20 protein-coding genes are annotated in these 21,777 nt (G+C 71.7%); 9 read left to right on the forward strand and 11 right to left on the reverse strand.

The window, feature by feature from the left end; genetic code table 11:
- Nucleotides 1-79: 79 nt before the first annotated feature.
- On the reverse strand, nt 80-925 hold the full coding sequence (locus HED23_RS06365) for a lysozyme (protein ID WP_203182435.1): 846 nt from the start codon (nt 923-925) through the stop codon (nt 80-82).
- Between the two features lie 234 nt (nt 926-1,159).
- On the opposite strand from HED23_RS06365, the gene HED23_RS06370 reads away from it, so the two are divergent.
- Nucleotides 1,160-1,657, forward strand: coding sequence for a MarR family winged helix-turn-helix transcriptional regulator (locus HED23_RS06370; RefSeq protein WP_386463619.1), 498 nt, complete (start codon nt 1,160-1,162; stop codon nt 1,655-1,657).
- Nucleotides 1,658-1,962: 305 nt separating this feature from the next.
- Here the strand turns inward: HED23_RS06370 and HED23_RS06375 are convergent, their stop codons facing one another.
- Nucleotides 1,963-2,748: a protein phosphatase 2C domain-containing protein gene (locus tag HED23_RS06375; protein WP_203182436.1), complete on the reverse strand. Its 786-nt coding sequence runs from the start codon at nt 2,746-2,748 to the stop codon at nt 1,963-1,965.
- Between the two features lie 371 nt (nt 2,749-3,119).
- Between HED23_RS06375 and HED23_RS06380 the strand changes: the two genes are divergently transcribed.
- Genes HED23_RS06380 through HED23_RS06400 form a run of 5 tightly spaced genes read left to right on the forward strand, consistent with a single transcriptional unit; the run spans nt 3,120 to nt 8,804 of the window.
- Nucleotides 3,120-6,011 (forward strand): nitrate- and nitrite sensing domain-containing protein, encoded by a 2,892-nt coding sequence (locus HED23_RS06380; protein WP_203182437.1) that lies wholly within the window; start codon nt 3,120-3,122, stop codon nt 6,009-6,011.
- Nucleotides 6,008-6,484, forward strand: coding sequence for a roadblock/LC7 domain-containing protein (locus HED23_RS06385; RefSeq protein ID WP_203182438.1), 477 nt, complete (start codon nt 6,008-6,010; stop codon nt 6,482-6,484). The genes HED23_RS06380 and HED23_RS06385 overlap by 4 nt, the downstream gene beginning before the upstream one ends.
- Nucleotides 6,481-6,894: a DUF742 domain-containing protein gene (locus tag HED23_RS06390; protein ID WP_203182439.1), complete on the forward strand. Its 414-nt coding sequence runs from the start codon at nt 6,481-6,483 to the stop codon at nt 6,892-6,894. The genes HED23_RS06385 and HED23_RS06390 overlap by 4 nt, the downstream gene beginning before the upstream one ends.
- Nucleotides 6,875-7,525, forward strand: coding sequence for a GTP-binding protein (locus HED23_RS06395; RefSeq protein ID WP_203182440.1), 651 nt, complete (start codon nt 6,875-6,877; stop codon nt 7,523-7,525). Before HED23_RS06390 ends, HED23_RS06395 begins: the two co-directional genes overlap by 20 nt.
- A 37-nt stretch (nt 7,526-7,562) precedes the next feature.
- Nucleotides 7,563-8,804, forward strand: coding sequence for a styrene monooxygenase/indole monooxygenase family protein (locus HED23_RS06400; protein WP_203182441.1), 1,242 nt, complete (start codon nt 7,563-7,565; stop codon nt 8,802-8,804).
- Between the two features lie 71 nt (nt 8,805-8,875).
- Here HED23_RS06400 and HED23_RS06405 read toward each other — a convergent pair whose 3' ends face one another.
- The 5 genes from HED23_RS06405 to HED23_RS06425 form a co-directional block, all read right to left on the reverse strand.
- Entirely contained in the window at nt 8,876-10,030 is a 1,155-nt protein-coding gene (locus HED23_RS06405) for a C40 family peptidase (protein WP_203182442.1), read from the reverse strand.
- A gap of 218 nt (nt 10,031-10,248) precedes the next feature.
- Nucleotides 10,249-12,846: a PQQ-binding-like beta-propeller repeat protein gene (locus tag HED23_RS06410; RefSeq protein WP_203182443.1), complete on the reverse strand. Its 2,598-nt coding sequence runs from the start codon at nt 12,844-12,846 to the stop codon at nt 10,249-10,251.
- Nucleotides 12,847-12,917: 71 nt separating this feature from the next.
- On the reverse strand, nt 12,918-13,193 hold the full coding sequence (locus HED23_RS06415; protein WP_203182444.1) for a hypothetical protein: 276 nt from the start codon (nt 13,191-13,193) through the stop codon (nt 12,918-12,920).
- A 24-nt stretch (nt 13,194-13,217) separates the two neighbouring features.
- Nucleotides 13,218-13,979, reverse strand: coding sequence for a TetR/AcrR family transcriptional regulator (locus tag HED23_RS06420; protein WP_203182445.1), 762 nt, complete (start codon nt 13,977-13,979; stop codon nt 13,218-13,220).
- A gap of 40 nt (nt 13,980-14,019) precedes the next feature.
- Nucleotides 14,020-14,955 (reverse strand): AurF N-oxygenase family protein, encoded by a 936-nt coding sequence (locus tag HED23_RS06425; protein WP_203182446.1) that lies wholly within the window; start codon nt 14,953-14,955, stop codon nt 14,020-14,022.
- Nucleotides 14,956-15,143: 188 nt separating this feature from the next.
- On the opposite strand from HED23_RS06425, the gene HED23_RS06430 reads away from it, so the two are divergent.
- The gene (locus HED23_RS06430; protein ID WP_203182447.1) at nt 15,144-16,253 is read left to right on the forward strand and encodes a ferritin-like domain-containing protein; all 1,110 of its coding nucleotides are present in this window, start codon (nt 15,144-15,146) and stop codon (nt 16,251-16,253) included.
- A 4-nt stretch (nt 16,254-16,257) separates the two neighbouring features.
- On the opposite strand, the gene HED23_RS06435 is transcribed toward HED23_RS06430, so the two are convergent.
- A complete protein-coding gene (locus tag HED23_RS06435) occupies nt 16,258-16,572 on the reverse strand; it encodes an SCO0607 family lipoprotein (protein WP_203182448.1) in 315 nt (104 codons plus the stop codon).
- A 124-nt stretch (nt 16,573-16,696) separates the two neighbouring features.
- On the opposite strand from HED23_RS06435, the gene HED23_RS06440 reads away from it, so the two are divergent.
- Together HED23_RS06440 and HED23_RS06445 are read left to right on the forward strand one after the other, a co-directional pair.
- Nucleotides 16,697-17,587, forward strand: coding sequence for an ADP-ribosylglycohydrolase family protein (locus tag HED23_RS06440; protein WP_203182449.1), 891 nt, complete (start codon nt 16,697-16,699; stop codon nt 17,585-17,587).
- A 98-nt stretch (nt 17,588-17,685) separates the two neighbouring features.
- On the forward strand, nt 17,686-17,835 hold the full coding sequence (locus tag HED23_RS06445) for a hypothetical protein (RefSeq protein ID WP_238441858.1): 150 nt from the start codon (nt 17,686-17,688) through the stop codon (nt 17,833-17,835).
- On the opposite strand, the gene HED23_RS06450 is transcribed toward HED23_RS06445, so the two are convergent.
- From HED23_RS06450 to HED23_RS06460, 3 genes are read right to left on the reverse strand one after another with little or no spacing between them, the layout of a single operon-like run.
- Nucleotides 17,804-18,892: an amidase family protein gene (locus HED23_RS06450; protein ID WP_203182450.1), complete on the reverse strand. Its 1,089-nt coding sequence runs from the start codon at nt 18,890-18,892 to the stop codon at nt 17,804-17,806. The genes HED23_RS06445 and HED23_RS06450 overlap by 32 nt on opposite strands.
- Nucleotides 18,893-18,935: 43 nt before the next feature.
- The gene (locus tag HED23_RS06455) at nt 18,936-20,393 is read right to left on the reverse strand and encodes a peptidoglycan D,D-transpeptidase FtsI family protein (protein ID WP_203182451.1); all 1,458 of its coding nucleotides are present in this window, start codon (nt 20,391-20,393) and stop codon (nt 18,936-18,938) included.
- Nucleotides 20,390-21,754: an FtsW/RodA/SpoVE family cell cycle protein gene (locus HED23_RS06460; RefSeq protein WP_203182452.1), complete on the reverse strand. Its 1,365-nt coding sequence runs from the start codon at nt 21,752-21,754 to the stop codon at nt 20,390-20,392. Before HED23_RS06460 ends, HED23_RS06455 begins: the two co-directional genes overlap by 4 nt.
- Between the last annotated feature and the right edge of the window lie 23 nt (nt 21,755-21,777).

Below are 21,777 nucleotides of genomic sequence, written 5' to 3' on the forward strand. Positions count from 1 at the left end.
TAGTGGGGGCGCGGGGCAGCGCTGAGCCCCGGTGACCTGGGGCTCGTCACCGGGGCTCTGGTGTTCGTGCTGTGCGGGCTCAGCCGTTCGCGAGTGCCACCACGCGGTCGAGTGCGCCGTTGAAGCGGTTGTGGTCGCCGACCGTCGGGCCCGACGACGTGTACTGCCACATCGTGTAGTAGCTCCAGCCGGCCGGGAGTTCACCGACCGTGGTGTTGTAACGGGCCACCCAGAGCGGGTTGGTGGCGCCGAAGCTCGCGTTGTTGCCCGTGCAGTCCTTCCACCAGCTGGTCGCGGTGTAGATCACCGGGTCGCGTCCGGTGCGCGCCTTGTAGGTGTTCACGAAGTCGCGGATCCAGGCGACCATGCCGGCCTGGGTCTTGCCGTAGCACTGGGCGCCGTACGGATTCCACTCGATGTCCAGCACGCCCGGCAGGGTCTTTCCGTCCCTGGACCAGCCGCCGCCGTTGTCCACGAAGTAGTTCGCCTGGGCCGCGCCGCTGGTCGTGTTCGGAGTGGCGAAGTGGTAGGTGCCCCGGATCATGCCGATGTCGTAGGAGCCGGTGTACTGCTGAGTGAAGTACGTGTTCTTGTAGTACGTCCCCTCGGTGGCCTTGACGTAGGCCCACTTCACGCCGCTGTTCCACAGGGTCGACCAGGCGACGTTGCCCTGATGGCCGCTGACGTCCACACCTTCGGTCTGGACTGCGTTCGGGCCGGTGGGGCTGCCGCCGCCCTGGCCGTCATGGGCGATCACACCCTGACCCATCCTCGCCGTACCCCGTTCGGGGACCTCCGCGGACCCGGCCGCGGATGCCGGGCCGGGCAGCGCGAGGAGGAGGGTGAGGGCGGCGAGGAGTGCGCCCGCCGCGAAGACGTGGGGGCGGCGGCGGGGTGCTGCGGTTCCGGATCTGTGCACGGGCATTGCGTGCCTCCGAGGGCTCGGTGGGGGAGCTCATGGCCAGGAGCGGGTGCGGGCACTCCTGCGGTGCGTGCCTCATGGTGTGGACATGCCACCCATGGCACTCACGAAGCTACGCACGTAGACCCGTGCTCCGGAAGGGGGTCCGGCCGGTGCCGGAGGTCTACGCCTGCGAAATACTGGCCCAGCTGCGGCGATGGCCGGAGCTGAAAGAAAGTTTCATCGGCGGGAAAGCGTATGAGGGGTGCTGACGTGCACGGGAGCGGAAGCGGCGGTGAACCCGGTGCGACGGCGGGAAATGGTGTGGACCATGAGTTCCTCGCCCTGGAGCGGGAGTTGGCGGTCTTCCTTCGCCGGGCGCGCGCCAACTCGGGTGAGATGGCCCGCGAGGTCCATCCGGATCTGGAAGCGGCTGCCTACGGGCTCCTCGTGCGGCTGGAGTCGGCCGGACGGCAGCGCGCCACTGATCTCGCCGCGTACTTCGGGGTGGGCAAGGCGACCATGAGCCGCCAGTTGCGGGCCCTGGAGGGTCTCGGCCTGGTGGCACGGGAGACCGATCCGGCGGACGGCCGTGCCTCGCTCGTCGGCCTCACCGACGAGGGCCTCGCGCGCTTCCGCAGCGTCCGCGACGCCCGTCGCGGACGTTACGCCCGCAAGCTCGCGGGCTGGGACCGGACCGAGGTGGCGGAACTGGCGCGGCTGCTGCACCACCTGAACGAGCGCGCGGAGAGCTGAGGCCGCGCCGCGACGCGCCTGCCCGGGGCGCGTGGCGGCGTGCGGGCAAGCGGAGGGGCGGCGCCCGCGCGGCCGGGCCGGATCGCGCGGACAGCCCCAGGAGCGGCGCGGGTGGGCGGGGGCAGTCTTGGGTGCGGCACCTTGCGCGGGTGAGCGGGGGGCCGTTCTTCGGGTTCGGCACCCGCCCCGGGTGCGAGGTTCGGCACCCTGCGCCGGTGGGCCGGGGCCGTCCCCTGGGCGCGGCGCCCGCGCGGACGGGCGTGGGACTGCTCCTGGCCCGGGTACCCATGCCGGAGGGGGCGCCGCTACAGCTCCACGAAAACCGCTGTCGCGTCGTCATGCGTCTTGCCGTGGCGCAGGTACACGCGGTCGGTGTCGGCCCGCTCCAGCGCTCTGACGCGGTCGATCAGTCCTTGTGGCCCTTCCTCACGGAGTACGCCGAAGGCGGCTTTCCAGTCACCTTCCCGGAACTTCTCCGTCCAGCGGCCGGCCCCGTCGGTCAGCGCCGCCAGTGCCCGGACCTCCGCCCGAGGGGTCTCCCCGGTCACCGCTCGTGATGACACCGAGGGGTCCGCGGCGGCGGTGAAGAAGCCGCCCTCCTTGTTCCGAAGGCGTGCGTCCACGCTCTCCTCCGAGGCGAGCGAGCCCGGCGGAAGCCGGTCGAGACGGTCGTCCAGCAGCGGACGTACCGCGCCGTCGGGCGCCTCGACGAGGAGGGCCGAGTCCGACAGCACCAGGTGCTCGATCCGCTCGTCGTCCCAACGCGCCAGGACCACCGTCGCCTGAGGCGTGCGGGGGTGAGAAAGGTCACACCGGGTGCGGTGCAGGTCGGCGGTGCGCCGGATGGACGTCGAGAGGATGTCGGCCAGCGTCAGATCCCGCCGCGAAGCGGACAGTTCGGCCAGCGCGCTCCCCAGCCGCGTGGTGAACCAGGGGACCGAGTGCACACACCCGTCACCGCCTACGGGCGGCGTGACGCCGTCGAGCAGGACAAGGGTGCCGCCCTGGCCTGCCGCAGGGGCCGAGGTCGACACCCAGTCCTCGTTGGGGCGTTCGGGGCTGCCGGGCCCGGTGGCGAGATCGATGCGCATCCGGTCAGTCTGCACGATGTCTTCACGGTGCCTGCACGATCCCGCGGTTGTCCCGTACCAGCAGGTCAGATGGCCCTCGTCGACGAAGTCCAGTGCTCCGTGCATATGCGGGCGGGCATACTGCCAAAGCCTGGCCCGAAGTTCCACCCGGCGGTCCGTGCATGCCCTGCGGCGCCTGTGGGGAGACTTGTTCGCCAACTCCGGAGTGCGGTTCACTCGTTCGAGTGGCGGAGCGGTTGATGCGCGGTCCCCTCCCAAAAGCGCTGGAATGGTCGGAAGCCGTACGGCGCACACCAGGGCGGGGTGCCCAGTTCACGTGACCGTGCGTCACCTCTGCTTCAAGGGCGGACGAGTCAAGATTGCGAGCACCGGTGCAGAAGAAGCGGCCTCGGAGCAAGGACAGCACGCGCGCGGAGTCCGGGGCGATGCCTCAGGCAGCGGGTGCCTCCAAGCGGACCGTGCGGGTACGCAGCCGGCTCGTCGCCGGCGTCGCCGTCGTAGGGATCACCGTGATCGCCGCGGGTGCTCCTGCGGCCCTGGGCGCGTCCTCCGATCTCAACGAGTCCCAGCGGCTCGTCACGCTCGCCGAGCTGAACCAGCAGGCGATCACCCTCGCGCACTCACTCGCGGACGAACGGGACGAGGTCACCGCCCACATCGCGGGCGGCCGTGAGGAAGAGGACGGCAAGAGCGGTACCGCGAGCCCCGCGGCCCGCGTCGACCAGCAGGTGGACGAGATCAGGGAGGCCGCCCCGGCCGCGCTGCGGCGGGACCTCGCCGACATCCCCTCCCTGCGCCGGACCGCCCTCACGGGCAAGGGCTCGGCGACGGAGGCCCACCAGGCGTACTCCGAGGTCATCGCCAAACTCCACGACCTCGCCGACGAGCTGGCCGAGAAGACGCCGCCGCGTGCCGCAGACGCCACCCGCGCGCCGCTCGCCCTCGGCAGCGCCGTGGAACAGGCCTCCGCCACGCGGGGGCTCCTACTGGCCGCGCTCGCCGTGCCCGGCAAGGAGCCCCAGCAGCAGATCGACCCGTTCACCGGTCTGCCCGTCCAGGGCCAGGACGGGGGTGACAGCGAGGGCGACCGCAACCGCGACGAGCTGAGCACCGCCGCCCAGCAGTCGCGGGTGCGGGAGCTCGCCTCCCTCGCCGAGTTCGATCAGGCCGCCGGGCCCTCGGCGCGGGACAGGCTCGCGTCCACGGTCACCGGCCCCGAGGTCACCAGCGCGGAGAAGTACCTCACCCGCTTCACCGACCGCCCCGAGCTGTCGGACACCGACCGGGAAGCCGACCCCGAGAAGGTCGGGGCGGCACTCTCCGCGCGGATCGACCGCATGCGCGGGGTCGAGTCCGCCCTGGGCACCGCGCAGGTCAAGCGGCTGGAAGGGCTGCGCGACGACGACGTCACCGCGCTGGAACTCCGCCTCGCCCTGCTCGGCGGCTGTCTGCTGGTCGCCATCGGTGTCTCCACCGCCGTCGCACGCACCCTCACCCAGCCGCTCGCCGTCCTGCGCATCGGGGCCGGGCGCATCGCCGCCGAACCCGAGACCGCCGAACCGGTCCGCTACACGGGGCGCAACGACGAATTCGCCCAGGTCGTACGGTCCATCAACGTCCTGCACGGCAAGCTGCACGGGCTGCACCACGATGTGACCGGCCGGCTCGAGAGCATGCAGACCGAGCGCGGCGAACTGGTCGCGGGCCGTGAGGCCCTCACGCTCCAGCGGGCAGAGCTCCAGGTCAGGGCGGCGGAACTCACCGGACAGCTGGAGCGGCTCCGGAACACGGTTCACCACACCTTCGTCAACCTGTCGCTGCGCACCCTCGGTCTCGTCGAGCGTCAGCTCGGCGTCATCGAGGGCCTGGAGGAGCGCGAGCAGGACCCGGAGCGCCTCGCGACCCTGTTCAAGCTGGACCACATGGCCACGGTCATGCGGCGCCACAGCGAGAACATGCTGGTTCTCGCCGGCGCCGATCACAACCAGGGGCATGCCGGCCCTATCGCGCTCGTCGACGTACTGCGTGCGGCGGTCAGCGAGATCGAGCGGTACGAGCGGGTCACGATCCAGTCCCTGCCGCCGCACGCCCAGGTCGCGGGCTTCGCCGCCGACGACCTGAGCCACCTCGTCGCCGAACTCCTGGAGAACGCGACCTCCTTCTCCCCGCCCGACTCCCATGTCGAGCTCTCCGGCTGGCTGCTGGAGACCGGTGAGGTGATGCTCTCCGTGCAGGACGAGGGCATCGGCATGTCGGCGGTCCGGATGGGCGAACTCAATGCCAGGCTGGCCGACCCGGCCTCCTTCGAGGCGGGCGAACAGGCCGCGGACGGAGCCGGACTGGGGCTTCAGGTGACCTCACTGCTGGCGGCCCGCCACGGTGTACGGGTGCAGCTGCGTGAGCAGAAGGGGAGCGGGGTGACCGCGGTCGTCGTCCTTCCGCAGGCTCTGCTGCCCAAGGCGCCGCCCGTTTCCTCCCCGCCGCCGGTCGCGCTGCCCGGGGACGCGCCCGCGCTGAATCTGCCGGGCTCGGTGGCGGAGGCCAACTCCAACGCGCTGCCGCCCCGCTCGGCACCCCCCGTGGGCGACCCGCTGATCGCGGCCGCCGAGCGCACCTTGCAGGCGGAGGCCCCGCAGCACGCGGCTCCGCAGCCCGCCGACCACGCTCCCGTGGTGCCCGCGCCCGCCGCGCCCGCCGAGCCCGCCGAGCCCGACCCGGAGCGGGGACCCGCCGCCGAGGCGGGCACCCGCGAAGGGGACGGGGACCGTGGAGGGGACGGGTCCCGCGAGGAGTCCGAGGCCGAGACCACGATGCAGGTCCGGCTGCCCGCGCAGCAGGGTGCGCCCGGCCCGTACGACATCGGGCCCGACCGTCACGAGCGCGCCGCCGACACGAACCCCGTGACGTCCCCCGAGCCCCCTCCGGCCGCCGAGGACGCCCTTCCGGGCCCCCGGCAGCCGCTGACGGGACTGGGCGAGGAGGTGCCCGACCCGGCACCCCTGCCCGAACGCCTCACGGACAAGGGACTGCCCAAGCGCACCCCCAGGATCACCGCGCCGCCGTCGGCCCCGGCCACCGAGCGCAAGGGCACTCTGGACAAGGACGCGCTGCGCCGCCGGCTCGGTGGTTTCCACCAGGGTGCGAAGGACGGCCGCCGCGATGTCGAGGCGGAGATCGGGGAGAACGGCCCACAGACCGACCACGACCGTACCGACGGTCGAATCGATGAGACGGGGGACACAGTCGAGGAGGCACGCAGTTGACTGCGCCCAGCACATTCGGGCTGAGCACCGAGGCCCGGAACCTGCACTGGTTGCTGAGCAATCTCGTGGAGGAGGTGCCAGGGGTCCACTCGGTCACCGTCGTCTCGTCCGACGGGCTGATGCTGCTCTCCTCGGACCCCGGTCTCGCGACGGCCAAGGCATCAGGACGGCAGACGGGCCCCAGGGGCTCCAGCGCCGACCTGGCCACCATCGTCTCCGGCATCGGGTCCCTCACGATCGGCGCCGCCAAGCTGATGGACGGCGGTGGCGTCAAGCAGACGATGGTCGCGATGGACGAGGGCAGCGTCTTCGTCATGTCGATCAGTGACGGTTCCCTGCTCGGTGTGCACGCCACCCCCGACTGCGACATGAGCGTCGTCGCCTACCACATGGCGCTCTTCGTCGGCCGTGCCGGACACGTACTCACCCCCGAACTCCGCAGTGAGCTGCGCAAATCGATGGAGAGCAAGTGACGTCAGCTGCTGAACCCGTACGAAAACTCCCCGTCCGGGGCGCCGACCGCAAGGCCGCGCGGGTCCGTCCGTACTCCCTCACGGGCGGCCGCACCCGCTTCGGTCACGTCCTGCTCGTGGAGACGTTCGTCGCCGCGCTGGAGGCTCCCGAGGAGCGCCGCGAGCTCACGAACGGCAATCTCGCCTCGCGCGTCATGCCGGAACTCCACGCCATCGTCGAACTCTGCCGCCGCATGCGTACGGTCGCGGAGATCTCGGCCCTGCTGAAGATGCCTCTCGGCGTGGTCCGGGTACTGCTCAGCGACTTGGCCGACCAAGGAAAGATCCGCGTCTACGGAACCGGTCACGGAACCGGCCAGCCCGACCGCGCGCTGCTCGAAAGGGTGCTCAATGGACTCCGTCGTCTCTGAGGCGCCGCTCTTCACTCCGCGTCAGCGGGGGCCGCAGGACCGGCCCGAGGAGTCGGTGCAGTCCTGGCAGCTCGACCACACGCGCGCACCGATAGCGACCAAGATCGTGGTCGCGGGCGGCTTCGGCGTGGGCAAGACGACGTTCGTCGGCTCGGTCTCCGAGATAACCCCGCTGCAGACCGAAGCTCTGATGACGCAGGCCAGCGAGGAGACCGACGACCTCACCGCCACGCCCGACAAGGTCACCACGACCGTCGCGATGGACTTCGGCCGTCTCACCCTGGACGACGACCTCGTCCTGTACGTCTTCGGGACCCCCGGTCAGCAGCGCTTCTGGTTCATGTGGGACGACCTGGTGCGCGGCGCGATCGGCGCGGTCGTCCTGGCCGACACGCGTCGCCTCGCCGACTGCTTCGCGGCGCTCGACTACTTCGAGAGCTGCGGCCTGCCCTACATCGTCGCCGTCAACCACTTCGAGGGGACGACCGGTTATGACGAGGGCGACGTCAGGGAGGCCCTGACCGTACCTCCGCACGTGCCTGTTGTGATCATGGATGCGCGTAACAGGATCACCGTCGTCGAGTCGCTGCTCGCCCTGGTGGGCCACGCGCTCGACGTCGCCCCCGAGTAACGACAGACGCACCCAGAACACGTAACGGAGAACCGCGATGCGGAAGATACTCATAGTCGGAGCCGGCCAGTCCGGTCTCCAACTGGCCCTCGGGCTGCAGTCCAACGGGTACGAAGTCACCCTCATGTCCAACCGCACCGCGGACGAGGTCCGCACCGGCCGGGTCATGTCGACGCAGTGCATGTTCCACACGGCTCTCCAGCACGAGCGCGACCTCCAGCTCAACTTCTGGGAGTCGCAGGCCCCCAGGATCGAGGGCGTCGGCGTATCGGTCGCCGGGCCCGACTCCTCGCGGGCCGTCGACTGGGTGGGCAAGCTCGACGGTTACGCCCAGTCCGTCGACCAGCGCGTGAAGATGGCCGGCTGGATGGAGACCTTCGCCCAGCGCGGCGGGCAGCTCGTCATCCACGGTGCCGCGGTCTCCGACCTGGACTACTTCTCCCGCACGTACGACCTCGTGATGGTCTCGGCGGGCAAGGGCGAGCTCGTCTCCATGTTCGGCCGGGACGCCTCCCGTTCGCCGTTCGACGCCCCGCAGCGCGCCCTCGCCGTCGCCTACGTCCACGGCATGGGTCCGCGCCCGGAGCACCCGGAGTTCGACGCGGTGCGGTGCAACCTGGTGCCGGGCGTCGGCGAGCTCTTCGTCATGCCGACCCTCACGACGTCGGGACGTGCGGACATCCTGTTCTGGGAGGGCATCCCCGGCGGTCCGCTCGACGCCTTCCAGGGCATCAAGGACCCGTCGGAGCACCTGGCCAAGACGCTGGAACTCATGGAGAAGTTCACCCCGTGGGAGTACGCGCGCGCCACCAAGGTCGAACTCACCGACGCCAACGCGACGCTGGCGGGCCGTTACGCCCCGACCGTGCGCAAGCCCGTCGGCCGGCTGCCCGGCGGCGGCCTGGTCCTCGGTGTGGGGGACGTGGTCGTCGCCAACGACCCCATCACCGGCCAGGGGTCCAACACCGCGTCCAAGTGCGCGCACTCCTACCTGCACTCGATCCTCGAGCACGGCGACCGGCCGTTCGACGAGGAGTGGATGGGGGCCACGTTCGAGCGGCACTGGGAGAACACCCAGCACGTCGTGAAGTGGACGAACGCGATGCTCGGCCCGCCGCCGGAGCACGTGCTGAACCTCATCGGCGCGTCCGGCCAGCTCCAGCCGGCCGCGGACCGCTTCGCCAACGGGTTCAACGACCCGGCGGACTTCGACAACTTCTTCTTCGAGCCGGAGAAGACGAACGCCTACCTGGGCTCGCTCACGGGCGCGCAGGGCTGACACCCGCGTACACGGGGACCGGGCCGCCACGTTCCGCCACGCAGGTGCGGACGGATGTGGCGGCCCGGTTCTCAGGCGCCCGGGGCGTCGTACCCCGTGTCCGCACCCGAGGTGGCGCCATCGGGCAGCTCGGGCAGTGTGTACACGCTGAGCGGCTCGCCGCCCGGGTCGGGGCGGACGGCTCCCAGCAGCGGGTTCGAGGCCAGCGGTGAGACCTTCACCGTTGCGCCGGGCCTGGGGGCGTGCACCACGAGACCGTTGCCGATGTAGAGCGCGACGTGGGTCGCCTCGGGGAAGTACACCACCAGGTCGCCGGGGCGCAGCGAGCCGACCGGCACCTTCGGCAGTCTGCGCCACTGCTCCTGCGAGGTGCGAGGGATGTCCCGGCCCGCAGCCGACCACGCCTGCGACGTCAGTCCGGAGCAGTCGAACGACTCCGGTCCCTCCGCGCCCCACACATAGGGCTTGCCGATCTGCTCGACGGCGTAGCGGACGGCCTCCCCGCCCTCATCGGACGGCGGGCGTACCGAGCTGAGCGCCCCCGAGGCGGCCAGCGCGTCCTGGGCCTCGTCGGTGTTCTTCTCCTCCAGCGCCGCCAGTGCGGCGAGTTGTTCGGCCGACAACGAGGCCAGCATCGCCTCGATGCCCTTCAGCCGGGACCGCACGGTGTCCCGCTGCTTCCTCTGCTGTGCGGCCAGCACCCGCTGCCGGTTCTGAGCCGCCCGGGACCTGGCAGCCAGCTCCTCGGCGTGCTTCTCCGCTCCCGTGAGCCGGTCGACCACAGCAGACCGGCCGGCCAGGGCGCGCTCGATGACATGGCCCTGTTCGAGGGCGCGGGACGGGTCCTCGGCGAGCAGGAGCCGCAGGTACGCGGAGAAGTCGGTGCGCCCCTGGTACTGCTCCCGTGCCAGGCGCCCGGCGTCACGACGTCCGGCATCCAGCTCCGTCCGGGCCCTGGCGAGCTCGGCGCGCAGCTTCCCGGCCTCGGCGGTCCGCTTCCTCAGTTCCTCCTCGGTGCCGTTGTGGAGCTCGCCGGCCTCCTCGGCCTTCCGGTAGAGCGTCTGCAGCTGCTTCAGAAGCCCGGCCACACTCTGCGGCGCCGGTCCGGCGGCCGGAGCGGGGGCCGGTGCCGGGTCCGGTGGGGACGGTTCGGCGACGGCGGGGGAGGCTGCGAAGACCGCCGCCAGTGCCGCCGTGGAGAGGGCGCGTGCGACTCTGCCCGACACGGCATCACCTCCGGTGTCAGGGGGGATGCCGATTAATCGGACTACCCCATTAATGAGCGGATTTGATCCATCCGGTCATCCGGCCCCGGGTGATGCAAGGACCGCCGGGCGTGCCGCCCAGGGCGTGCCCCGAACGGCGGACGCCTGGCGACCGGGCGTGCGCGCCCGCGGCTCGGCGCTTCACGGGGAGCGTGTGGAAGGCCCGCCTCGCCGGACGGTCACGTCACGGGGAAGGCGTAGAAGGCACGCTCCCGTTGGACGACAGCGGTCTTCCCCGCGGACAGCACCCTGTAGGGCGCGCTGACCGTGGCGCCCTTCGGGTCCTGGGCTCCGATGTCCTGGAACTTCCACAGCCGGCGTCCGTCCGCCGCGGCGAACGCGGTCACCTGCGAGGCGTCCGCCGCGAGCAGTGTCTTCCCGCCGCCGCTCAGCGTGAGCTCCGGGGCGTCGCCGCCGAGCGGAACCTCGGTGGACCGCCGCCAGAGCAGCTTCCCGGTCGCCCGCTCGACCGCGCCGACCTCCTGGTTGCGATTGGTGGTGTGGAGCAGCGTCCCGGCCGGGACGGGCGTGCCGAAGACGGAGGACGCGGTGCCGTTCAGCGTCCAGAGCGGCTTTCCCGTGGCGGTCTCGAACGCCTGAAGATCGTCACCCGCCGCGCCGTACAGCAGCCCCTGCCGGTCTCCGGCGGCCGCGCCGGCCGGAGCGACCGTGCCGAACTGCCTGTTCCACAGCAGCTTGCCCGTTGCGCGGTCGAAGCAGCGGAAGAACGCCTTGCCCTTGCCCGCCGTGACATCTGCGGGGGTGAGCGTCCCCGCAGCCTGGCGTACGACGATGTCGGCGTCCCTGACCGCGCTCAGTACGTACGCCGGGGTCCCCGGTGCACGGCCCGGGGGGACGGCGACCCGCCAGAGTTCCTTGCGCCGCACGACGTCGTACGCGAAGAAGTACGCCTTGACGACCTGGGTGTCCTTGCCGGGCTTCTTGCCCTTCTTCGGCTTGGGCGCCTTCACGGTGACGGTGTGGGAGCCGGTGAACCAGAGGACCGGCCCGGAAAGGCCGGTCAGCGTGGCCACCTGCATGTTCGGTACTCCGCTGAACTGGTCCGCGAAGCGCACCCGGTGCTCGATCCGCCCGTCCACCGGTGACAGCCAGAGGAATTCGGTCGGGCTCGCGAGGAAGCAGAGTTCCTTCCCGGCCGTCAGGACCGTCTGGGCCCCCGCCGCGTCGGCACGCTCCCAGACCTTGCGTCCCGTTCTCAGATCGACGGCGGTGGCCCCGGCCCCGTCCGTCAGCACCAGCAGCTCGTCCTGCCAGATGCCCGCGGTGAGCGGGGCCGGTGCGGCGGCCGGGCGGGTGTGGACCCACCGGGGATCCGGCGCCCGGCCGGGAATGGCGGGGCGGGGCTCGCCGGCCGGCTTGTCGTCGGCGGCGGAGGCGGGCTCGTCCGACCCGAGCACGGACATGGCGGCCCCGCCCAGGACCAGTCCGGCCGCACCTGCGGCGACGGCGGTGAGCAGCGTACGCCGGCCGGTGGCCGGGGCGGACGTCGCGCCCGGCGCGGTGGCAGGCCGGGCGGTGGGCAGGGCCTGCGGGAGTGGGGCGGGCCCGGCCGGCGCTCCCTGCGGCGCGGCGGCGGGCGGATACGCGTACGGATACGGCTGTGCGGGTGCGGGTGCGGCGGGTGGCAGGGCGGCTGCCGGCGCGTGCGAGGGTGCGGCGCCGGTCACCTCGTGGGGGACCGCGAGCTGCGTCGTCGCCCGGCCGGACTGCTGTGCCCGCGCCCCGGTGCTCAGGAAACGAGTGGTCCGGCTGTCCTCGCCGATGTCACCGGCGCCCTGCGTCTCGCCCGTGGGCGCGCCCCCCGCCCGCATCGGGGGCGCCTGTTCCGGGTCCGTGGGCACCGCGTCCTGGACCGGGTCCGCCGGTGCGTCCAGTGCCCGTACCCGCGCCGCCTGGTCAGCCATGGCGGCCGACAGCGGCGCGGGAAGCCAGCCGCCCTTGGCGAGGCCGGCCGCGCCCTCCAGCGCCAGATCCGCGGCGACCGATCCCGCCGTGGGCCGGTCGTCCGGGTCCTTGGCCAGGCAGCTCGCGATCAGCGCGCGCAACTCATCCGGTACGCCGCCGAGCTCGGCGGATCCGTGCGCGATCCGCTCTGCCGCCTCCTCCGCGGGGCCGTCTGCCAGCGGGGTCGTCCCGGTCGCCGCGTACGCCAGCAGAAGGCCCAGGACGAACAGGTCGGACGCCGGGCCCACCTCCCTGCCCTCGACCTGCTCGGGGGTGAGATAGCCCAGACGTACGGACAACTGCCCGCCCTCCCGGGTTTCGGCGGACGCCGCGGCACCCAGAGGCCCGAACGCGGTCAGCCGTGGGCCGTCCTCGGCCAGCAGCACCGTCTCCGGGGCCAGCCCCTGGAGCACGGCCCCCGTGGCGTGCACGCGGGAAAGCGTTTCGGCCAGGCCTGCGCCCAGTATCCGAACGGCGCGCTCGGGCAGCGGACCGGCGGCACCGATCGCCTCCGCGAGCGTCACCGCCGGCACATAGGCCGTGGCCGTCCACAGCCCGTCGTCGTCCGGCGAGGCGAGCGGTGGCTGCACCCAGCCGCCGGCCAGTCGCTCGGCGGTGCGGGCCTCGGCCTGGAAACGGCGCCTGAAGGCGGGGGCGGAGGCGAGCGCCGGCCGGGCCGCGGTCACCACGGCGAGATCGTCGGCGTCCACGCCCCTGGCCACGAAGTGCACGGCGCTCGCGCTCTCGCGGATGCGCGCCAGCACGGTGTACGGGCCGAAGCGGCGTGGATCGTCGTGACGCAGCGCCTCCATGGCGCACCCCCCTTGTGACCGTGCCCTCGGCACCTGACCGTCGATCTTACGGGCGTGGGCCCGGATGACACTCAGGAACCGCTGCGGGGCCTGGTCCAGGGCCACTTGGGAGTGAAGGGCTCACGGCCCTCGGGGACGTACTCGTACACCCAGCCGCGTTGCAGCCCGAGCCGCTTCGTGTGGCCCGCCGGAGCGCGCCGGTAGGCGTACACGGTGGCGGGGCCGCCGTCGGCGTCCGGCACCGGGACCTCGTACCACTTGGGCGGGTGGCCGGTCGGCCCGAGCAGGACGGGCAGCACCCGGCCGTCCAGGGGGCCGCCGCGAAAGGGTGTGTTCTCGCTCTTCACCGGGCCAGTCTGACCCAGACGGGCTCAGCCCGGCGGCAGCAGGTGCGCGGCCCGGCCCACCACGGGGACGATCAGCGTCGCGAGCCTCCCGGCGGGGCCGTCGGCGGTCTCCTGGCTCAGCAGGTCCGCCACCACGGCTTCGGTCTCCTCGTCCGAGGCGGCGGTGACCGCGAGCAGGGCCATCAGATGGTCGACGAGCCAGCCCCTGAGGTCGGAGGCGGGCGGCTGCTTCTCCTCGTCCAGCCAGATCAGGGACGCCGCCTCCACGGCTGCTATCCAGGTGCGCACCATCATCCGCAGGCGCGCGCCGGCGGGCTCCTGCCCCGGGCCGCCGCCCCGGCCCAGGTGCAGCAGGATCTGCTCGGCCGCCGACCGGCGCACGCCGTCCACGATCGTGGACGTCCGCGAGGTCTCGGCCACGCTGCCGCCGCGCAGCAACGCGCTGAATCCGGCGTCGTGTTGGTCGACGAATCCGAGGTAACGGTCCAGGACCCGGCTGACCCGCTCGGTGGGCGGGCCGACGGCGGGTTCCGCGAAGCAGAGCGTCAGCTGCTCGGCGGCCGACCCGAGCGCGGCCTCGTACAACTGCTGCCTGCCGCCGGGGAAATAGCGGTAGACCAGCGGACGGGAGACTCCTGCCGCGGTCGCCACCTCGTCGATCGACACGTCGTCCGGCGCCCGGTGGGCGAAGAGTGTGAGCGCCGCCCCCAGGAGCTGGGCGCGGCGCTCCTCGACACCGAGCCGTCGGTATGCGCGGGCCGGCGGTGCTGCGGGAGCGGAGGTCATACTCCGAAGCCTAAGCGTTCCGCGCGGAAGGGGAGCGGCCTCAGGCCAGCAGCCCCGAGCTCTTCCACAGCCTGCGTCCCACCCCGTTGAGCACGCCGATGTCGTCGAAGAAGTCCGTGAGGCGCTTCGCTCCCGTCTGCATGACCTCCGCCCGGTGACCGCTCGCCTTCACCTGTGCGACGGCCTCGTGGCGGTCCAGGCCGACGTTGTCGTACACCTGCGGGTTGACGAAGCAGACCGAGAAGACGCGCGCTGCCTCCCCGCAGTTGAGCCGGGTCAGCCGGCGCTCCCAGGCAGGTGCGGTCACCATCTGGCGGCGCAGCTCCTCGCGGGCGTAGCGCACATGCCGCGCCTCCTCGACAACATGGATTCGGGTCACTCCGCGAACCAGCGACTGGACGCGCTCGTCGGGGAAGGTGAGCCGCTGCATCCAGTCCAGGATCTCCTCGCCCAGCAGGGTCGCGGCGAACGAACCGGGGGTGGTGGAGATGGTCTTCAGCACCCGTGCCAGGTTGTGGTAGCGCCGGGGGACCGGGTAGCTGGGCGCCCCTCCCCACTCGATCATGCGGGCGAACATCATGGAGTGCCGGCACTCGTCGGCTATCTCGGTGAGGGCGTAGCGCACGTGCTTGCTCGTCACGGACTTGTCGTAGATGTGCCGGACGAGCAGCTGCATCAGGATTATCTCGAACCAGATCCCGAGCGATGCCAGCGACGCCGCTTCGTGGCGTGCGAGCTCCATCCGCTGCTCCTCCGACATCTTCCGCCACAGCGGGGTGTCGTAGAGGGAGACCAGCTCGGGCGGCCAGAACCACTTGCCGTCCTCGATCCCGGAATCCCAGTCGAGTTCGGTGTCCGGATCGAAGGAATGCTTCGCCGAGGCTTCGAGCAGGCGCGCCGCGACCTGCTCTCGGTCCTTGAGCGGGCCGAGCGCGTCGCGCAGCGCCTGTATGTCCTCGTCGGTCACTGTCGTCATGGCTGAAGGCACCTCGCAGAGGGGTTACCGGCGGTCAGGATTGCGCTCAGGATTATGAGACTGCCTGTCAGCAAGGCAGTCAATCCCCTGTGCGCGACTTGTTGACCGCGCGTCTACCAACGTGTGAACCTGCCAACTGACGTCAGCACCACGGAATTCACGATCCTCGCCAGGCGAAGGAGCTGTCCGTGTCGACACACGACCTCTACATCACCGCACCCGCCGCGCCGACATGGCAGGTCCCTGCCACAGGTGCGGCCCGGTTCAACTGGGACTACGACGACGGCCGCGAGCGCCTCCTCGCCCTGTACCAGAAGGGCAAGGACAAGCAGTGGGACGGCAACAAGCGCATCGACTGGAGCCTGGAGGTCGACCCCGCCGACCCGCTCGGCACCCCGGACGAGGCCCTCACGCTCTACGGCACCCCGTACTGGGCGAAGATGACCGAGCGGGACCGGGGCGAACTGCGCAAGCACTACACCTCCTGGCAGTTCAGCCAGTTCCTGCACGGTGAGCAGGGCGCCATGGTCTGCGCCGCCCGGATCGTGGAGTCCGTGCCCGACCTGGACGCGAAGTTCTACTCCGCGACCCAGACCATGGACGAGGCGCGGCACGCGGAGATCTACGGCCGTTTCCTGCATGAGAAGGTCGGGATGCTCTACCCGGTCAACGACAACCTCCAGGGGCTGCTCGGCGACACCCTGCGCGACTCCCGCTGGGACATGCCCTACCTCGGCATGCAGGTCCTGATCGAAGGCCTGGCGCTCGCCGCGTTCGGCATGATCCGCGACACCACGACGATGCCGCTGCCGAAACAGATCCTCACCTACGTCATGCAGGACGAGGCCCGGCACGTGGCCTTCGGGCGGATGGCGCTGCGTGACTACTACAAGCAGCTGAGCGACGCCGAACTGCGCGAGCGCGAGGAGTTCGTCATCGAGGGCTGCTACCTGATGCGCGACCGCCTCAGCGGCGTCGAGGTCCTGGAGAACTTCGGCATAGGGAAGCAGGAGGCCAAGGACCTCTCCGAGCACTCGGAGTACCTTCAGCTCTTCCGCAAGCTGCTGTTCAGCCGGATCGTCCCCTGCGTCAAGGACATCGGCCTCTGGGGCGAACGGCTCCAGAAGGCCTACGTCGACATGGGGGTGTTCGAGCTGGGCGACTCGAATCTGGACCTGCTGATGGCCCAGGACGAGGAGATGGCGGAGCAACTGGACCGGGAACGCTTCGCGGTGGAGGAGCAGGCGAGGGTCGCGGAGGTCGCCGAGGCCGTCGCGGACGGCGAGGCGGGGGACTGACCGGCTAGTTCTCCTCGGAGAGCTCGACGGTCCTGCCGTTCTCGTCGACGGTCCGGGTGTTCCAGTAGGTGTACCACTTGTCGTCCACGTGCTCGGGAACCTTGCCTTCCGGGTACCGGGCGTAACCCTCGGGCGGCTCCTCGCCGTCGGGCGCGCACGCGCTGCCGGTGCCGCCCACGGCGATCACCGGGTATTCGCCGCCCCCGCACACGGCGTCCTGCACGGAGCAGGCGCCGGTGAGCACGGCGAGTGTGACGCCTGCCAGAGCGAGCCCGAGCGTGGTGCGGTACGGGGTGCGGAGTCGGTTGGCCGTGCGCATGGTGACGCTCCCTCTGGTTCGGTGGCTGACGGGGTCCAGCCTGCCGTGGACGGGAAGGACGATCGTGAGCACGCGTACTCATATCCGGTGTACGTACCGGGTGCGCGGGCGGAGGATGGCACGCATGAACTCCCCTGCCCACAAGGGTGATCCCGCCGCCGCCCGCCGCAGCCTCGAAGCGCTCGCGCTCGGCGACGCCTTCGGTGAGCGGTGGTTCCCGCTCTTCCGGCCGCCCCGTCAGGCGTACGCCGAGGTCAGGGCGCGCCGCACCCCGCACGAGCCGGTGTGGCACTGGACCGACGACACCGCGATGGCGCTCGCCCTGCAGCGGGTTCTCGACGAGTACGGGGTGGTGGAGCAGGACCGCCTGGCCCTGTACTACGCCCTGGCCTTCGACGCGGACCAGGCCCGTGGGTACGGCCACGGCATGCACATCCTCCTCCCGGAGCTGCTGGCCGCGCCGGGCGACTGGCGCACCCTGGCGCCCGGGCTGTTCGAGGGCGGCAGCCTCGGGAACGGTGCGGCGATGCGGGTCGCGCCGCTCGGAGCGCGCTTCCACGCGGACCTCGGCCGGGCCGCCGAACAGGCCGCCCTTTCGGCGGTCGTCACCCACGCCCACCGGGAAGGCGTGGCCGGCGCGGTGGCGGTCGCGGTCGCGGCGGCGCTCTCGGTGCGCGGGGAGTTCACCCTGGAGGCGGTCGCCGTACGGACCCCCGAGGGCCTGGTGCGTGACGGAGTGCTCCGCGCCGCGGAGCTCCCGTTCGCGACCGAGCCCTGGAAGGCCGCCGACATCCTGGGCAGCGGCCGGCGGATCAGGGCCGACGACACGGTGCCTTTCGCGCTCTGGACCGCCGCCCGGCATCAGGGCGATCTGGAGACGGCGCTGTGGGCGACGGCGGAGGGGTTCGGGGACGTGGACACGACCTGCGCCATCGCCGGGGGAGTCGTCGGAGCGGCGACCGGTGTGGAGGGTGTGCCCGCCGAGTGGCGTGTGCGGTGTGAACCGCTGCGTTGACGGGGCAAGTCCCGAACCGGCGCCGACAGCCCGTGCGTCGAATTCCTGTTCGCCGCGGCGACGTGACGTGAGCGCATGCATGCCACCACAGGGCCCGTATGTGCGCCTGGGGCGACGCCGGCACGGCCGCCATGGTGGCCGTGATCAGGCCCGACGAGGTCACCGAGGACGCGGAGTCCATCGACCTGGTGAAGGCCGCCGAGGAGACGGCGAAGGTCAGGGCGGAGATCCGGAAGCCGATCGGCTGAGAGGCGTACGGCCGAGCACCCGCTCCAGCGCGCGGGCGATACCGAGCAGTGCCGCGTCCGTCCCCCGGTCGGTCACCAGTTGGAGGCCGGCCGGGCAGCCGTCGGGCGTGAAGCCGGCCGGCAGGCTGGCCGCCGGGTGTCCGCTGAGGTTGAACGCCCAGGTGAGCGCGGTGGAGTAGACGTCTCCCGGGCCCTCGTGACCGTGCGGGGCGCAGGGTGTGACGGGGGTGAGCAGCAGGGGCGTACGGGCGAAGAGGGCATCGAGCGCGCGGTCGTTGGCGTCGCGGAGCCGCCCGGTGGAGGACGTCGGGTCTCCCGCCCGCACCGCGGACCAGGCCTCCGCCGGGTCGAGCAGCTCGCAGGTGCCAGGGACGAGGCGTACCGCTCCGGCGGCCTCCAGCCGGCGGACCGCCCGCCGCGTCACGTCCGCGACCTCCGGGGCGACGGGTGCGAAACCGAGGTCGGGGCTGTAGACGGCCGGGACGGGGAGCCGTGGGGCCCTCGGCTCGTACCCGTCGGTCACGTGACGCAGGTAGGTCTCCGCCCGTGCCGCCGAGCTCGCGAGCACGCCCGGCGACGCGAGGCCGGTGCGGTCGGGGGAGGGGAGCAGGCCCGTCGTCGTCTTCAGGCCGAACACTCCGCACCACGCCGCCGGGATCCGCACCGACCCCGCCCCGTCGCTGCCCGTCGCCAGCTCCACCATGCCCGCGGCGACCGCCACCGCCGACCCTGCCGAAGAGCCGCCCGGAGTCCGGTCGGTGCGCCAGGGGTTGACCGTACGGCCGCGCGCCCCCTGCCCCCAGGTCTGCCAGGGAGTGCCGGGGCCGGGGACGGAGGTCGCTCCGACCGGGACGCCGCCCGCGGCGATAAGGCGGCGGGCGGCGTACGAGCGGATGCCCGCGCGGCCCTTCACGGCGAACGGCAGCCCGGCGAGAGGCAGACGGGACGCCTCCCCGACGCGTGCCCGCGCCTCCTCGGGCCAGACCTCCGTGAACGCGCACAGCTCGTGGTCGAGCCTGTCGATCCGGGCGAGGGACGCTTCGAGAGCAGCTGTCATCGCACCAGTCTCCGTCCTCCCGCGCGGCGTCCCCGGACGGACCTCAGCCCTCCAGCGCCGCCTCCATCACCGATCGGGCGATCGGAGCCGCGTCGCCGCCCCCGCTGACGTCCGCCCGGTCGGCCTCCGCGTCCTCCACGACCACCGCGACGGCCACCGCCGGCCGGCCGGAGTCCGGCGCCTGGGCCCAGGCGATGAACCACGCGTACGGCGTACCGGAGTTGTCGACCCCGTGCTGAGCGGTACCCGTCTTGCCGCCGACCGTCACGCCGTCGATAGCCGCGTTCGTGCCGGTGCCGTTCTCCACGACGTCGATCATCATCCGCTGGAGCTGCTGCGCCGTCGTCGGATCCATCGCCCGGCGGTACGCGTCCGGGCTCTGCTGCCGGACCGTGTCGCCGTCGTCGGTGGTGACCCGGTCCACCAGGTGGGGGCGCCTCAGCTCGCCGCCGTTCGCCACGGCCGAGGCCACCATCGCCATCTGGAGCGGAGTCGCCGTCGTGTCGAACTGGCCGATCGAGGACTGGGCCAGCTGGTCCTCGCTCATGTCCGAGTCGAAATTGCTGCGGGCCACCCGGAAGGGGATCTTCAGATCGTCCTCGTTGAAGCCGAACCCGTCCACCGCCTCCAGCATTCCGTCCAGCCCCACCTCGACGCCGAGATGGGCCATCACCGTGTTGCAGGAGACCCGGATCGCCTCCGCCAGGGACGCCTTCTCGCAGCCCCGGGCCTCGTCGGGCAGCGTGGTCTCGGTGCCCGGCAGGACGTACGGGGACGGGGTGTCCGTCGCCGCGTCCGGATCGGTGACCACCCCGGCGTCCAGGGCCGCCGCCGCGGTCACGATCTTGAAGGCCGAACCGGGCGGATAGGTCTGCCGGACGGCCCGGTTGAGCATCGGCCGGCTCGACGCGCGGTTGAGCCGCGCCCAGGCGTCGGTGACCGCGGAGCCGGTCCCGGACAGGACCTCGGGGTCGTACGAAGGAGAGGAGACCAGAGCCAGGATCCGGCCCGTGACCGGGTCGAGGGCGGCCACCGCGCCGCGCCGGCCGTCCAGGCCCTCGTAGGCAGCGCGTTGCATCGAGTCGTCGACGGTGGTGACGACGTCGCCGCCGGGCTGCCGGCTGCGCGTGATGTCCCCCCACAGCGGGAGCGGTGCCAGGATCGGGTCGGTACCGGAGAGGATGTCGTCCTCGGCGTTCTCCAGCAGGCTGGTGCCGTACGTCTGCGAGGCGTAGCCCGTCACCGGCGCGTACAGCGGGCCGTGGCGGTAGGTGCGCTCGTACGCCAGCTGCTCGCCGGTGTCCTTCGAGCCGGTGACCGGTGCGTCGCCGACCAGGATGTTGCCGCGCGGCTGGTCGTAACGGTCGATGGTCGTACGGCGGTTGGCGGAGTTGCTGTTGAGTCCGTCGGCCTCGAAGAGCTGGACGCGGGCGGCGTTGGCCAGCAGTGCGAGCAGCAGGAACAGGCAGAAACCGGCGGCGCGCCGGATGTAGCGGGTCACTGCTCCTCCCCGGCCGGTGCGGACGCGGTGCCGGGGTCAGGCGTGCGGGCCACGTCGCTGACCCGGATGAGCAGTGCCACGATGATCCAGTTGGTGACCACGGAGGAACCGCCCTGGGCCAGGAACGGCATCGCCATCCCGGTCAGTGGGATCAGCCCCATCACGCCACCCGCGATCACGAAGACCTGGAGCGCCAGGATCGAGGCGAGGCCGATCGACAGCAGCCGCCCGAAGGGGTCGCGCAGGGCCAGGCCCGCACGGAATCCCCGGGCCACCAGCAGTGCGTACAGCATGAAGATCGCGGTGAGCCCGGCCAGACCGAGCTCCTCGCCCGCGGTGGCCAGGATGAAGTCGGACTTGGCGGCGAAGCCGATGAGGATGGAGTGCCCGAGCCCGAGACCGGTGCCGAGCATGCCGCCCGCGGCGAACGCGAAGAGTGACTGGGCGAGCTGGCTGGGCCCCTGGTCCGCGTTGATCGTGGCGTACGGATCGAGCCAGTCCTCGACCCTGCTGTGCACATGGGGTTCGAACGAGCCGACGGCGAAGGCGCCCGCGGCGGCGAGGAGCAGCCCGACGGCGATCCACCCGGTCCTGCCGGTGGCCACGTAGAGCATGATCACGAAGAGGCCGAAGAAGAGCAGCGAGGTCCCGAGGTCCCGTTCGAGGACGAGGACGCCGACGCTGAGCAGCCAGATCGCGACGATGGGGCCCAGGACGCGGCCGGTGGGGAACTGCAGCTTCCAGATCCTGCGGCCGGTGTACGCGAGCGCGTTCCGGTTGGCGGCGAGGTACGCGGCGAAGAAGACCGCGAGGAGGATCTTGGCGAACTCGCCCGGCTGGAAGGAGAGTCCGCCGATCCGGATCCAGATCTTGGCCCCGTTCACCGCGGGGAAGAAGATCGGCACGATCATCAGCACCAGTGCCGCGGAGACCGAGATGTACGCGTAGCGCTGGAGCACCCGGTGGTCACGCAGCAGAACGACGACGGCGATGAAGAGGGCGACCCCGAGCGTGGACCAGATCAGCTGCGTCGTCGCCGCCCGGTCGCTCGGGGTCTCCAGATCGAGCCGGTAGATCAGCACCAGACCCAGTCCGTTGAGCAGTACGGCGATGGGCAGCAGCAGCGGATCGGCGAACGGGGCGCGGAAGCGGACCGCGAGATGGGCGAGCAGGGCGAGGAGACCGAGACCGGCGCCGTACCCGGCGACGTCCGGCGGCACGGCATTGCTCCTGGCGAGGCCGACGGCGGCGTAGCCGTAGACGGAGACGATCACGGCCCCGATCAGGAGCGAGAGCTCGACCCCGCGCCGCTTGGGCAGGCGTAGCTCGGGCGGGCGTGCGTCCGCCGTCGTTGCGGTCATGCCCCGCAACGTAGCAAGAGGCG

The organism is Streptomyces pratensis, assembly GCF_016804005.1.
Taxonomy (GTDB): Bacteria; Actinomycetota; Actinomycetes; order Streptomycetales; family Streptomycetaceae; genus Streptomyces; species Streptomyces pratensis_A.